We start from the raw sequence: 14645 nt of genomic DNA, 5'->3' as shown, positions 1-14645 counted from the left end.
CTTTATCGATAGGGCTTTTTAGCGTATAATGAATTGGATAACGTCAGAGATCCTCTGACATCGTGCTGAAGTAGACTAATAAATTACGAGAGAAGATTAAATGAGCGAAAAGTATACGCCTACTTGGATGGTTGATGCAATTTATCGACTAACTCCAGAAAACCTAAAGTCCCAGGGGATTAAAGTCATCTTAACTGACTTAGATAACACGTTGATTGCCTGGAATAATCCGGATGGCACTAAAGAATTACATCAATGGTTAGATGCCATGTCTGCAGCTGATATTGGCGTGATGATCGTCTCAAACAATAAGGCCGAACGAATTGCCCGTATTGCTAATCCCTTAGGTTTAGACTACGTATCACGTGCATTCAAGCCATTGACGCGCGGATTACATGAAGCTGTCGACCGTCTACAAGTCGACAAGGCGCAGGTGGTCATGGTGGGTGATCAGTTACTCACTGACGTATGGGCTGCAAATAATTTCGGTATTCGCAGCATTTTGGTGAAACCATTAATTGAAACAGATCAATGGAATACAAAAATTAATCGATTCTTTGAAAAAGGGGTAAAGAAGAATATGTTGAAAAATCACCCCGAATTAACATGGAGGACTAACCTTGATTAGTGAAACAGAAGTACAAGGATTACTAGCTGATGGCTTGCGCTGTATTGGGTGTGGCGCCTTAATTCAAACCACCAAAAAAGGTGAATTGGGTTACACACCAATGTCTGCATTGTTAAAGGGCTTTGAGCATGATGAAGTATTATGCCAACGTTGTTTCCGGTTGCGCCACTATAACGAAATTCAACCAGTTGATTTGACAGACGATGATTTCCGTCGCTTGTTGGACCAGATTTCAGCTACTAATTCATTGGTGGTTTATGTGATGGATGTCTTTGACTTCAGTGGGTCATTAATTCCAGGATTGCACCGATTTGTTGGTTCTAATCCGGTCTTATTGGTTGGAAACAAAGTAGATGTGTTACCACGTTCTTTGAAGCGGACTAAAATTCGTGATTGGATGCGGCAACAAGCTAATATGGCCGGTTTACGGCCTGTGGATGTCGCATTGACTTCAGGTAAGAATGGGGATGATATCCCACACTTATTGGATCTGATCGAGGAGTATCGTGATGGTCGGTCAGTCTATGTCGTGGGTGTCACGAATGTCGGTAAGTCAACCTTGATTAATCAAATCATTAAGTATGTGACTGGCGACAAAAAGGATGTCATTACGACATCACGTTTCCCAGGCACAACTTTGGATCGTATCGAAATTCCATTGGATGATGCGTCAAATATTATTGACACACCTGGTATTATCCATGCCGATCAAATGGCACATTACCTGACACCAAATGATTTGAAGTATGTGTCACCGCAAAAGGAATTGAAGCCTAAAACATACCAACTAAACCCAGAACAGACTTTGTTCATGGGGGCATTGGCTCGTTTTGATTATATTCAAGGACCAAAGACAGGTATCACAGCGTACTTTGAAAATAACTTGATGTTGCACCGCACGAAGTTGGCCAATGCGGATGACTTCTACAGCAAGCATGCCGGTGAACTGCTGTTACCACCCACAACGGAGGGGTTGGCAGCCTTGCCACCGTTGCAACGACACGAATTTAAAACGACAGAAAAAACTGATTTAGTGATTGATGGCCTCGGTTGGATTACTGTGCCAGCCGAGACCGTGATTGCTGGTTGGGCCCCTAAAGGCGTTTCTGTCCTCACACGAAAGGCAATGATTTAAAATGATAGCATTACGCGGTAAGCAAAAGCGCTGGTTACGTGCTCAGGCACACACAATGAAGCCTCTTTTCAGTGTTGGAAAGCAAGGTTTGACGCCTGAATGGTTGGAACAACTATCAGCAGCGATTAACAAGCGCGAATTATTCAAGGTTAATATCTTAAATAATTCAGACGTTGCGGTTAATGAATTAAAGACAATGATTGAAGAGGAAACTGGCATTCAAGTTGTGCAAACAATCGGTCATACCCTGGTTTTGTTTGGCGAGTCATCAGAAGCCGAAAATCGGCACTACTCAGCTGCAGTGCAGAAGATTTAATTCAATCATGTATCCGTAGTCATGATGGAGGTTCTCATATGGCACAAACTCTGGATATGAAAATTGAACACACATTCACGCAAACCCAACCTAGCCAGGCTTTTGTCCAAGAAAAGAAAAAAATTGGTATTTTGGGAGGGACATTTAACCCACCACATATGGGCCATTTGGTGATTGCTGAACAAGTCGCGGACCAGCTGGGATTGGATAAAGTCTACTTTATGCCGAATGCTAAGCCCCCCCATGTCGATCTGAAAGCGGCCATTGATCCCTGGCATCGAGCGCGCATGGTTAAAGCAGCTATTCAGGGGAATAGTCGTTTTGGCATTGAGTTGCTTGAAGTGCAGCGAGGCGGGAAGAGTTATTCATATAACACGATGTTACAATTAAAATTGGAACATCCTAACTATGAATATTACTTCATTGTCGGCGGTGACGAAGTAGCCTATTTGCCCACCTGGTACCGGATTGATGATCTCTTAAAACTGGTGACGTTCGTGGGTGTGAACCGACCTGGTCAGCCACGACAGAGTAACTATCCAATTGAGTGGGTTGAAATTCCGGATTTGGCAGTGAGTTCGACGGATATTCGTCAGCGACTCGCGACCAATCGCAGTGTGCGATATTTATTACCAGATTTAGTTGCAGCGTATATATTAGAGAATGGATTATATCAAGATGAGCGAAATGATTTACACCGGCCGCTACTTTGATGGTAGTCGTGCCGAACTTATTGCTAAGGTGCAAAGCGGGTTGTCAGAATACCGCTTTAATCATGTATTACGTGTTGAAGCCATGGCCATTGCGTTAGCTCAAAAGTGGGATGTTAATCCTGAAAAGGCGTCAATTGGTGCTTTGACCCATGACTATGCTAAGGAACGCTCAGATGCTGATTTCTTAGCCGTGATTGCAGCCAAGCATTTGGATGCTGATTTGGTTAATTGGGGTAATTACATTTGGCATGGTGTCGTTGGCGCTGAAATGGTGGCTGATGAGTTACACATCTATGATCAAGAGATTTTGGATGCCATCCGGCAACACACGACGGGGGCGCCTTACATGACGCCATTGGCTAAAATCATTTATATGGCTGATTTCGTTGAAATTGGTCGCGATTTTCCAGGGGTGGCAGAAGTTCGTCAACTAACCATGGCTGATTTAGATGCCAGTGTTGGTTGGCAAGCCAAACACACGCTTGAATACTTATTGAAAAAAGAAACCAAAGTTTACCCAGCATCGGTTTACACCTATAATGCTTGGGCCACGAAGTAAGGGAAAATTATGTCATTAGAAAATATGTTAGAAGTTGCTGTGAAGGCAGCTGACCAAAAGCGCGCTGAAGATATTGTTGCGCTTGATATCCACGAAATCTCATTGTTGGCTGATGCCTTCGTGATTTTGGATGCGCCCACAAATCGTCAAGTTGTCGCGATCGCTGACGAAATTGAAGACAAGATGGCGGAAGCTGGTTATCCATTAATTAAGCATGAAGGTCGCCGTGAGGGTGAGTGGGTGTTGATGAACTTTGGGGATGTCATCGTTCACATCTTCAAAAAGGATACGCGTAGCTTCTATAACCTCGAAAAACTATGGGGTGCCGAAGGTAAGGATATCGATATCGAAAACTGGATTGTCAAAGAAGAATTCTAAGCTAAGGAGTACACATGGCTAATTACGCAACATTTGCTAAGTTGTATGATGATTTATTTGATGAATCAGCATATGAAGATTGGTTTCAATATGCTTTGAAGACCATTGTGAATCCACAAGGTAAGTTGTTGGAATTAGCTGGTGGGGCTGGACGTTTGGCCATTATGTTGAAGCAGGCTGGGTTTGACGTCACCGTCTTTGACTTATCTGAAGAGATGCTCACTTTGGCGATGCAACATGCTCGTGAAGCGGGCGTTGATTTGCCGTTGATTCAAGGCGATATGCGGGAGTGGTCAGATTATCCTGAAAAGTTTGCTACGATTACTTCGTTTGCGGATTCATTTAATTATTTGGCCAATGAAGATGAGATGCTCATGGCTTTCAAACAGGTCGCGGCCCATTTGGAAGATGCCGGTCAGTTTGTCTTTGATGTCATTTCACCCTACCAAACGGATGTTTATTATCCAGGGTATATGTATAACTGGCATGATGAAGAGACCGCCTTTATGTGGTCTTCATATGGGATTGAGGAACAAGCGCACACGGCCGAACATGAATTGACCTTTTTTGTTTATGATGAAGCCATTGATGGTTATAAACAAATTCAAGAAATCCATACCGAGCGGACTTATCCGGTAGCAACCTATATGCGTTTACTGGAAACAGCTGGTTTTGAAAACATTCAGGTGACGGGTGATTTTGGCCGGCAAACCGAGATAGATGACGCCACGCCGCGTTGGTTCTTTTCGGCAACAAAAAAATAAGAGGATAGCAGGATGACAGTAGTTGGGCTAGTAACCGAATATAATCCCTTCCACAACGGACATATCTACCACATTGAGCAAGCTAAACAGCTTACCGGTGCGGCGACCGTCGTGGCAGTGATGAGCGGTAACTTTGTGCAACGGGGCATGCCTGCTATTTTTGATAAGTGGACCCGCGCGAGATTTGCATTGGAGCATGGCGTCGATGTGGTCTATGAATTGCCCTTGGCTTTTGCGGTGCAACCGGGGCACATCTTTGCGCGTGGGGCCATTCAGATTCTAGTTGATGCGGGTGTTGATGCCATTGTTTTTGGCGCCGAACATGTTGATTGGGATTTCATGGCTTTAGCGAAGGCGGCACGTGAAAAACTAACGCATGCAGCCGCGTTTAAAGACTATTCACAAACCTATGCCACCGCGGTAAATACAGTTCTGCAAGCTGAATTGGGGGTCTCATTGACCGATCCAAATGATATTTTGGGGTTAAGTTATGCCAGTGCCCTGTTAGATTTAGGACTAGCGGATCGAGTTCAGCTACAACCCATCCAACGGGTTGCAGCCCAGTATCATGATGTCGTTGCCACAGATGAGCATATCGCGAGTGCAACAACGATTCGGGCGTTGGCAGCGGCCGAACAGTTTTCTGAATTGACCAAGTATGTCCCCACGCAAGTAGCCGCTGCCTTTGCAAGCCCAGCCGTGGTTCAGGAGTGGGATGAGTGGTTACCATTGCTGCGCTACCGGGTGCAAATGTCACCGGTAAGTGCATTAGAAAAGATCTATCAACTCAATGATGGACTGGCTTTCCGATTACACACAGTTATGGACAGGTTACCAAAAAATGCCTCGATGACCGAGTTAATGGCGCGCTATAAATCGAAACGCTATACCCAGGCCCGGCTCCAACGTAGTTTGTTATACACCCTGTTAAACATCACAGATGATGAGATGCAACTGGCGATGCAACAACCGTATTTACGCGTGTTGGGGACGACTGGTCGGGGCCGTCAATTCATTAAAGACCACCGACAGCAGGTGGCATTACCAGTGGTCAATCGCACGGATGAACAAGCAATTGCTGGACTCCAGAAATTAGATTACCGTGCTGGTCGGCTCTATGAATTAATGACTAACCCGAGCACAAACGGGATGCACCAAGACACTGGTCGCATACCAATTATTTTAGAATGAGGTACTACTATGAAGTGGCAATTTGTTGAATTACAAAAGTACAAGCAAGAAGCATACCCCTTTGAGGAAACCATTGATCTGGCAGAGAAGCTTACCACCAACTTTGGGGATGTCATTGAGGCAATTGAACCGGTTCAAGTTAAAGGATTCGCTCAGGCAGATCGGACTGATATTATCGTGCACGCCCATGTTGAGACCACGATTGTGACCCCCTCAACGCGTTCAGGAAAACCCGTTACTTTACCATTATCATTTGACATTGATGAAGTATACATCAACGCTGAAGCCAACGCTGAGCGGTATGAAATCGAAGATTCAGTGATTTTGATTAATGATGAGGTGATTGACTTTGATCAAGCCGTCGCTGAATACATTGTTTTGCAAATTCCACTACAAGTTTTGGCGCCAGGTGAAGCAGATGAACCAATGCCTGCAGGTAATGGTTGGGTCGTTATTTCTGAAGATGATTATCAACAACAAACCGTGGACCAACCCAAAGCTGCCAACACACCGTTGGCCGGATTGGCTGATTTGTTGAAGGATGAAGATTAAGTAACAGCGAGTGGCAATGGCCACTATACATAGTAATCAAGGTTAAGGAGTGAGACATGGCAAAAGTAAAAGAAACGCCGATGATGCAGCAGTATAATGCCATCAAAGCGCAATATCCAGATGCATTTTTGTTCTATCGATTGGGTGACTTTTATGAGTTGTTTAATGATGATGCGATCAAAGGATCACAATTACTTGAGCTAACGTTGACGCAGCGGAATAAACATTCTGCTAATCCGGTACCAATGGCGGGCGTACCGCATCACGCCGCGCAAAATTATATTGATATTTTAGTTGATAAAGGTTATAAAGTGGCGATTGTTGAGCAAATGGAAGATCCAGCGACTGCCGAGGGCATGGTTAAACGAGAGGTTGTTCAATTGGTAACACCTGGTACACGTATGCGAACGGGTGCCGATGCTGCTAAGGAAAATAATTACTTGGTGGCCATATCAGGTACTGAGCCGGTTTATGGCCTGAGTTATGCCGATCTTTCGACGGGGGAAGTGCGCGCCACGACGCTCAATTCGACAAATGCTATTCTCAATGAAATCGCGCGCCTGGAAACGCGCGAAATTGTGACTGATAGTGAACTAGCTGAGGATTTATTAGCTAATTTAACAAATTTAGGCATTTTGATTTCGCATGTGTCAACTGTGACCCGTTCGGCCGAGATTTCATATCTCACCCAACAACTATCTGGTGAAGAAGCGCAGACCGTAGCAGTCTTGTTAACTTATCTATTTACGACACAAAAACGGTCATTAGATCATCTCCAATTAGCGACCAGTTACGAAATTGCGCAATATCTCAAGATGGATCGCAATTCACGGGCTAATTTAGAATTAACCGTTAATCTACGTACGCAGCAGCGTTCAGGCACGTTGTTATGGCTGTTGGATGAGACTAAGACGGCCATGGGTGGGCGGATGTTGAAGCAATGGCTGGAACAACCGCTGTTAGATCAAATGCAGTTGGAAGCACGTTACGATAAAATTGGGGCGTTTTTAAAGGATTACTTTAATCGGGCTGCCTTGCAAGATGCCTTGCAACAGGTTTATGATCTGGAACGCATTGCTGGACGGGTCGCCTATGGGACGGCTAATGGCCGTGATTTGCTCCAACTACGTAATTCATTGCGGCAAGTCCCTGCAATTCTGGTCATCTTGTCTGATATGGATACAGCCATTTTTGGTGGTTTAGTGGCACATCTGGACCCCGTTACTGATATTGAACAAGTGATTACTGAGGCAATTACGGAGGAACCACCGATTTCAGTCACGGATGGTGGCATTATCAAGGCAGGCTACAATCAACAGTTAGACGACTACCGCGATATCATGAAAAATGGTAAGCGTTGGCTAGCTGAGTTGGAAGCCACTGAGCGTGAAGCGACAGGTATTAATTCCCTTAAGATTGGCTTCAATAAGGTTTTTGGCTATTACATTGAAGTGACCAAAGCCAATATTCCCAAGTTAGATGTTGACCGGTATACCCGTAAGCAGACCTTGGTGAATGCTGAACGCTTTGTGACACCAGAATTGAAAGTACATGAACAAAAAATTTTGGAAGCTGAAGCCCAATCGAGCCAACTTGAATATAGTTTGTTGAGTGCGTTGCGCGAACAGATTAAGCAAAATATTGCGCGTATTCAATCATTGGCCAGCACGCTTGCCGAATTAGATGTGCTGCAGGCGCTAGCGACGGTCGCAGAAAATTATCAGTTTGTGCGGCCTGAAATTACACAAAACAACGATCTAGACATCAAAAATGGACGGCATCCGGTTATTGAAAAAGTGCTTGGCCACCAAGCCTATGTGGCTAATGACATTATGATGGCTGCCGATGAACAGATTCAGTTAATCACTGGGCCGAATATGTCAGGTAAATCAACCTATATGCGTCAGTTAGCACTGACGGTTATCTTGGCGCAAATTGGGTCATTTGTACCAGCTGATGCGGCTAAGTTGCCGATTTTTGATCAAATTTTCACCCGGATAGGCGCCGCCGATGATTTGATTTCGGGTAATTCGACCTTTATGGTGGAGATGGCTGAGGCAAATACGGCCCTGCAAAATGCGACGAAAGACTCGCTAATTCTATTTGATGAGCTAGGGCGGGGCACGGCCACTTACGATGGTATGGCATTGGCCCAGGCGATTATTGAATACGTTCATGAAAATGTGCACGCTAAAACGCTCTTTTCAACGCACTACCATGAGTTGACGACCTTGGATCAAGCATTACCTAAGTTACGTAATGTGCACGTTGGGGCATCTGAAGAAAATGGTCAATTGATTTTTTCACACAAAGTATTACCAGGACCAGCGGACCAATCTTACGGGATTAACGTCGCTAAGTTGGCCGGCTTACCCACAGCGGTGATTGACCGCGCGGATACGCTCCTAAAAATGCTTGAAAATCAAGATGTGGCGCCATCAACGGTGGCGACCGTTAGCCCAACTGATGTCACGCCTACGCCAGAAGCTGTACCAACCGACCAACAACTAGATTTATTTGCAACAGCGGTCGATCAGGCAACGCAAACGGTACTCCTGAAATTGCAGACTGCGGATGTAGCTAATATGACACCAATTGAAACGATGCTCTTCCTCCACGAATTGCAGCAGGAGCTCAAGTAGAATACGAACATATTATCATTTTGAGTTGACAAAGTTCATCATTTGGATTAATATACTCAAAACAAAGTTGTGGTCGAATCATGAAAGGAGGTCAATGACCTATTCCCAAAATCGAAACAGACATGAGATCGAGGAGGATATGTTCATGATTAAGCAGATGACAAGACATTTTAAGCAGATGGAAAAGGTGATGTTGATGCGCATGCTAGCACCACTGAATTTCGATGAAAATACACAAAAAATCAAGTAAACGAATTATCCAGGACGGACACTGCTCGCAGTGTTCGTTTTTTGTTTCGACAGGAAATGCAGTTCAGTCTATAATGGAGGTATTCAAAGAAAAGAGGGCCTCAACATGACACTTAAGTTGGGAACGATTGGTACAAATTGGATCACACAGATGTTTGTCGAAGCTGCGCATATCACTGGGGAATATGCATTGTCAGCCGTTTATTCACGACATTCTGACTCTGGGGCGGCTTTTGCTGATAAATTTGAGACAGAAGCTACCGTCTATACTGATTTAAATGAATTTTTTAATAGTGGGATCGATGTTGTCTACATTGCCTCACCGAATGGGTTACATTTTGCGCAGGCAGCTGAAGCACTTAAAGCTGGGGTTGAAGTTATCGTTGAAAAGTCAGCGTTTGATAATACCAAGCAATATGAAGCCATCTATACCTTGATGCGTGAAAATAACGTCCACGTGTTTGAAGCTGCCCGGCACATTCAACAAGCAAACTTCAAGGCGATTGCTAAGAAGATTGGCGAGATGGAGCATATCTCCGGGGCAACATTTGTTTATGAAAAGTATTCTTCACGCTTTGATGCTTACCTGGCTGGTGAAAATCCCAACGTCTTGAATCGTGAGTTTTCAGCGGGGGCACTTGCTGATTTAGGGGTCTATCCTTTGTATGCCGCGATTGCACTGTTTGGGATGCCTAAGAGTTCACACTATTTTGCAACCTTGTTGAATAATGATACTGATGGTCGTGGGACAGCGATTTTGCGTTATGCAGACTTTGATGTCACCTTGATTTTTGGTAAGGGTGCCAACTCATACTTGCAATCAGAGATTCTAGGGTACCGTGATACCATCATCATTGATAACATCGCGGAACTTGAAGAAGTGATTTATGACGATGGTCAGGGCTCACGCACGGTTATTTCAACACCAGCACCAGCGAATCCAATGGTTGAAGAGGCCCGGCTCTTTGCAGCAATTATCAACGAACCAGTTGCCAATGAAGCACGTTATAATGAATTGTTGTTGACCAGTCAACGCGTTAACGCCGTTTTGACAAACCTACGAAAAGATGCAGGAGTGGTCTTCCCATCAGATCCAGCCTAAGCTATCAGTGAAATGTCGTCCATTATAGGACGACATTTTTTTGTGTTCCGACCAGTGAAAGTGCCTTAGTCAGCAAGAATTTCAACGTCATTCATGATAGAATAGTAAGTATCGATTAGAACGCGTGGATGCGACCATCCAATCAAGAGAGAATTAAGGAAAATTATATGCATGAATTATTTGCGAATCGTTTGGTAACAATCGGGTTCACTAAATTAACCCCCATTCAAGAAGCTGTGGCGACACCATTAGCTGAAGGGGCTTCGATTGACGCTTTGGCGCCAACGGGAACTGGGAAAACCCTTGCGTTTACTTGGCCACTTTTACCAAACCTACAGCCTGGGGATGGTGAGCAATTGCTAATCTTGGCACCTTCACAAGAGCTGGCGATGCAATCAACCCGGGTAATCCGGGAATGGGCAACTTTGCTGGACTTAAAGGTCCTGGCCTTAACGGGTGGTGCCAATGTTAAACGACAAATCGAGTCATTGAAGAAGCACCCAGAGATTATCGTGGGTACGCCTGGTCGAGTCGCTGAGTTGGTCCACAATGGTAAGCTTAAGCTAGCCCGGTTGCGGACACTCCTTTTAGATGAAGCGGATGTTTTGTTACGTGAAGAAACGGCTGATCAGATTGATGGTATCTGGGATGCGATTAATGATTCTGAGGTACAAGTGGCCTTATTTGGGGCGACAGAGGTTGACCCAACGGTCGCGGCCGGTTTGTTTGATCGCGAATTTGAACGTATTGATCGACGGGATGTCCCAATGCCCACATCGATTACGCATGAATTTTGGCCAACCGCCAATGACCAACGGACGAAACGCTTACGCCAATTAGCTTCACGTAAGAATTTTCAAGCCATGATCTTCTTTAACACGACTAAGGCATTGAAGACAACGGCTAGTTACTTAGCCCATGAACACGTGGCAATGGCCACCTTGGTCAGTGGTGATTCGAGTTCAACCCGGGCGAAGTCATTGGAAAACTTCCGCAATGGCAAAGCTAAATTTTTGCTGACTACGGATGTGGCAGCGCGTGGGTTGGATATCGCCGATTTGCCAGCAGTGGTGAACTTTGATTTGCCACGTAATGGGGAAACCTATACACATCGTGCCGGGCGTACTGGGCGTATGGGTAAAGCTGGCTTGGTGTTAACGCTTGGTAACGATCATGATTTGCGTGATTTAAAGCGGTTAGTTAAGGTTGAAATCGCCACGACAAATGGTCAAGAGGCGCGTCGTCATGACGAACCAAGGGAAAGTGTTCAGACCACCCCACGATCAGCGACGCCAGATGTGAAGAAAAAGCGGCTAGTTTCGAGTGTGCAGGCTTTTGATGATGCTGCAGCGGTGGTTGAGGCAAAGCCAACCCCAGTTAAAAAGGTCCGTCCTGGCGTGAAAAAGGTCGAAGTCGTTTCACGAGTGGATCGTTTTGAAAAGGAAAAGAAGGCTAAGCGTAAGCATTCTAAGAACAAAGGTAAGCCTAAAAGTCATAATTAATTGACAGTATTTACAAATATTTTATGTTTATTGTTTCACAAATAGTAAATATATGATAAACTAAGTTTGTGTAATATTCACAAACTTTTTTTGATGCTATGAGTCTAAAAATTGTGTGATTTAGCATCGCTTTCATAGTTAATTAGCAGGCGATTCAGTTAAAATATTAATAAAATTTTGAGAGATAGGAACAGATATAATATGGCAGAACATGAAATTCCACGCGCTACTGCAAAGCGCTTACCAATTTACTACCGTTATTTAAAGTTGTTGTTAGATGCAGGTACCACCCGAATTTCATCAACAGAACTTTCAGATGCGGTGAAATTTGATGCTGCAACCATTCGCCGTGACTTCTCATACTTTGGTGCGTTGGGTAAACGTGGCTATGGCTATGACGTTAAAGCCTTATTGGCCTTCTTTTCAGAAGTATTAAATCAAGAAGACTTAGCATCGGTCGCTTTAGTTGGGGTCGGAAACTTGGGGCAAGCCCTATTGAACTACAACTTCCATCAAAGCTCTAATGCGCGCATTTCAGCGGCGTTTGATGTTAATCCTGACATTGTAAACACCATCAAATCAGGGGTTCCCGTCTACAGCCTCGATGATTTAGAAAAGCAAATTTCAGATCAACGGATTGAGGTGGCAATTTTGACAGTGCCTGCGACCGTTGCTCAAGACATTGCGCATCGGTTAGAGGCATGTGGCGTGAAGGGTATTCTTAATTTTACGCCCTTGCGTTTAGATGTTTCCAAGGATGTTTTAGTGCAAAACGTCGACTTGACGAATGAACTACAAACATTGTTATACTTCATCAATAACTTTAGTGCTGACGAAGCCAAGTAATTGCTTGAAAACCACATTTTAGCGGCTGCTAAGGTGTGGTTTTTCAGTTGGCATGGTACACTAATTAGATATAGATACAAGAAACAAGAAACCACTCAGACAGTGGTTGTTAGAGGTAAGCATGATTATTTTACAAGCTAGTAATGTCGCACGTCGTTTTAGCGGGGTCACATTCTTTGATAATATCTCAATGCAAGTGCAAGAGGGTGCTCGAGTCGGCCTAGTCGGCCGTAACGGAGCTGGTAAGTCAACTTTGTTGAAGATGCTCATTGGGGAAACCCAACCTGATGAGGGGATCATTTCGATGAAGAAGGGACTCAAGCTGGCTTATTTGGCGCAAAATTCGGGACTTACTTCTGATAAGAGTGTCTACAATGAGATGTTAGACTCGTTTGCGGCAGTTCGTGCGATGGAACAAAAAATGCGTGCATTGGAGATCGACATTGCCAATACCACAGATTATGAATCAGTTGCATATCAAAATTTGTTGCGGCAGTACGATCAATTACAATATGATTTCAATGCCAGCAATGGCTATGGCTATGAATCGACGATTCGTAGCTTTTTACAGGGATTTGATTTTGACGAGAGTTTCTATGATCGCAAGGTGGCCTCATTATCAGGTGGGCAACGTACGCGTTTAGCGATTGCCAAGCAATTATTAGAAACGCCAGATTTGCTGATTTTGGATGAACCAACCAATCATTTGGATATGAAGACCTTGACCTGGTTAGAAAATTACCTCCAGAATTATCGTGGTGCGCTCCTGATTGTTTCACACGATCGTTATTTCTTGGATCGGGTAGTTACAGAAGTATATGACATGCACTCTGGCCAGCTGGATCACTATACGGGGAATTATTCGACGTATATGGCGAAAAAAGCAGCCAAGGTTTTGGCCGAGCAAAAAGCGTTTAATAAGCAACAAGAAGAAATTGCAAAGTTAGAAGACTTTGTGAATCGCAATATCGTTCGGGCTTCAACGACAAAACGAGCACAGTCGCGTCGGAAGCAGCTAGCCAAAATGGAACGCTTGGAGGCACCTAAGAACGAATCTGGTGTTGCCCATATTACCTTCAGTGCCAAGGAAGAGTCAGGTAATGAAGTATTACGGGTGCGTGATGTGAAGTTAGGTTATGATTTGCAAAATATTTTAGCCGAGCATCTCAATATGGACGTCGATAAGCAACATGCGGTTGCTTTAGTTGGACCAAATGGTATTGGTAAATCCACCTTCATTAAAACGTTGCTGGGTAAGTTACCCTTATTGGGTGGCACGATTAAACTTGGGGCCAACATCTCAATTGGTTATTACGATCAAGAACAACAAACCCTTGACCCTAATAAAACAGTGCTTAATTCAGTTTGGGATTTGCATCCAACCACACCAGAAAAAGATATTCGCTCAATTTTAGGTTCGTTTTTGTTCTCAGGCGATACCGTTGAGAAAAAGGTGAGTGCCTTATCAGGTGGCGAAAAAGCCCGCTTGTTGTTAACCGTTTTGGCGATGAATCAAGATAATTTCTTAATTTTGGACGAACCAACAAATCACTTAGATATCGATTCACGTGAAGTGTTAGAAACCGCATTGAATGAATATAATGGGACGATTTTATTTGTGTCACATGACCGTTACTTTATCAATGAAGTGGCGACTGAAGTGGTTGAACTAGCACCCACGGGAGCGACTTTCTATGATGGTGATTATGATTATTACCTTGAGAAAAAAGCAGCCGATGAACAAAGTGTTGCGCAAGAAAGTCCAACTGGTGAGGCAACGACAACCGGTATCGTGGTTGACTATCAGCAAAGTAAGGAACGGGCTAAGGAACAGCGTAAATTAGAACGGGCCATTACCAATGCTGAAGAGCAAATGACGGTATTAGCTGACCAACAAACTAAATTAACCGAGGCATTAAATGCGCCGGAAAATAGCAGTGATCTAGGTAAATTAACCGAAATTAACAATGAAATTGAAAAAGTGAACGCTGAATTAAGTGACGTTGAGGAAGCATGGGCTGAAGCTTCAATGGCCTTAGAAGAATTTTTGGCAGAAGTAGAATAGTGA

At 44.2% G+C, this 14645-nt stretch carries 14 protein-coding genes; all 14 read left to right on the top strand.

The window, feature by feature from the left end:
• The first annotated feature begins 100 nt into the window (after positions 1–100).
• The 14 genes from WSWS_RS06070 to WSWS_RS06005 all read left to right on the top strand — a co-directional run bounded on the left by WSWS_RS06070 (position 101) and on the right by WSWS_RS06005 (position 14642).
• On the top strand, positions 101–628 hold the full coding sequence (locus tag WSWS_RS06070; RefSeq protein ID WP_070230429.1) for a YqeG family HAD IIIA-type phosphatase: 528 nt from the start codon (positions 101–103) through the stop codon (positions 626–628).
• Positions 624–1763 (top strand): ribosome biogenesis GTPase YqeH, encoded by a 1140-nt coding sequence (gene yqeH, locus WSWS_RS06065; RefSeq protein ID WP_371859419.1) that lies wholly within the window; start codon positions 624–626, stop codon positions 1761–1763. Before WSWS_RS06070 ends, yqeH begins: the two co-directional genes overlap by 5 nt.
• Position 1764: 1 nt before the next feature.
• Positions 1765–2079, top strand: coding sequence for a YhbY family RNA-binding protein (locus WSWS_RS06060; protein WP_070230427.1), 315 nt, complete (start codon positions 1765–1767; stop codon positions 2077–2079).
• 38 nt (positions 2080–2117) lie between these two features.
• Positions 2118–2792, top strand: a complete 675-nt coding sequence (locus tag WSWS_RS06055; protein ID WP_371859417.1) for a nicotinate-nucleotide adenylyltransferase — start codon at positions 2118–2120, stop codon at positions 2790–2792.
• The gene (yqeK, locus tag WSWS_RS06050) at positions 2758–3351 is read left to right on the top strand and encodes a bis(5'-nucleosyl)-tetraphosphatase (symmetrical) YqeK (RefSeq protein WP_070230426.1); all 594 of its coding nucleotides are present in this window, start codon (positions 2758–2760) and stop codon (positions 3349–3351) included. The genes WSWS_RS06055 and yqeK overlap by 35 nt, the downstream gene beginning before the upstream one ends.
• 9 nt (positions 3352–3360) lie before the next feature.
• On the top strand, positions 3361–3729 hold the full coding sequence (gene rsfS, locus WSWS_RS06045) for a ribosome silencing factor (protein WP_070230425.1): 369 nt from the start codon (positions 3361–3363) through the stop codon (positions 3727–3729).
• Between the two features lie 14 nt (positions 3730–3743).
• Positions 3744–4493, top strand: coding sequence for a class I SAM-dependent DNA methyltransferase (locus WSWS_RS06040; RefSeq protein WP_070230424.1), 750 nt, complete (start codon positions 3744–3746; stop codon positions 4491–4493).
• Between the two features lie 12 nt (positions 4494–4505).
• Positions 4506–5684 carry a nucleotidyltransferase gene (locus tag WSWS_RS06035; protein WP_070230423.1) on the top strand — a complete coding sequence of 393 codons (1179 nt, stop codon included), beginning with the start codon at positions 4506–4508 and terminating at the stop codon, positions 5682–5684.
• Positions 5685–5693: 9 nt separating this feature from the next.
• Positions 5694–6236, top strand: coding sequence for a YceD family protein (locus WSWS_RS06030; protein WP_070230422.1), 543 nt, complete (start codon positions 5694–5696; stop codon positions 6234–6236).
• Between the two features lie 56 nt (positions 6237–6292).
• Positions 6293–8878 (top strand): DNA mismatch repair protein MutS, encoded by a 2586-nt coding sequence (gene mutS / locus WSWS_RS06025; RefSeq protein ID WP_070230421.1) that lies wholly within the window; start codon positions 6293–6295, stop codon positions 8876–8878.
• 355 nt (positions 8879–9233) lie between these two features.
• Complete coding sequence (locus WSWS_RS06020) at positions 9234–10229, top strand: Gfo/Idh/MocA family protein (protein WP_070230420.1); 996 nt, start codon at positions 9234–9236, stop codon at positions 10227–10229.
• Between the two features lie 167 nt (positions 10230–10396).
• Positions 10397–11731 carry a DEAD/DEAH box helicase gene (locus tag WSWS_RS06015; protein ID WP_070230419.1) on the top strand — a complete coding sequence of 445 codons (1335 nt, stop codon included), beginning with the start codon at positions 10397–10399 and terminating at the stop codon, positions 11729–11731.
• A 201-nt stretch (positions 11732–11932) separates the two neighbouring features.
• Positions 11933–12577, top strand: coding sequence for a redox-sensing transcriptional repressor Rex (locus WSWS_RS06010; protein ID WP_070230418.1), 645 nt, complete (start codon positions 11933–11935; stop codon positions 12575–12577).
• 121 nt (positions 12578–12698) lie between these two features.
• The gene (locus WSWS_RS06005) at positions 12699–14642 is read left to right on the top strand and encodes an ABC-F family ATP-binding cassette domain-containing protein (RefSeq protein WP_070230417.1); all 1944 of its coding nucleotides are present in this window, start codon (positions 12699–12701) and stop codon (positions 14640–14642) included.
• Positions 14643–14645 lie beyond the last annotated feature (3 nt).

Source organism: Weissella soli (genome assembly GCF_001761545.1).
GTDB lineage: Bacteria > Bacillota > Bacilli > Lactobacillales > Lactobacillaceae > Weissella > Weissella soli.
The sequence above is the reverse complement of the archived record's forward strand: the minus strand, read 5'-3'. Positions and strand labels throughout refer to the sequence as shown.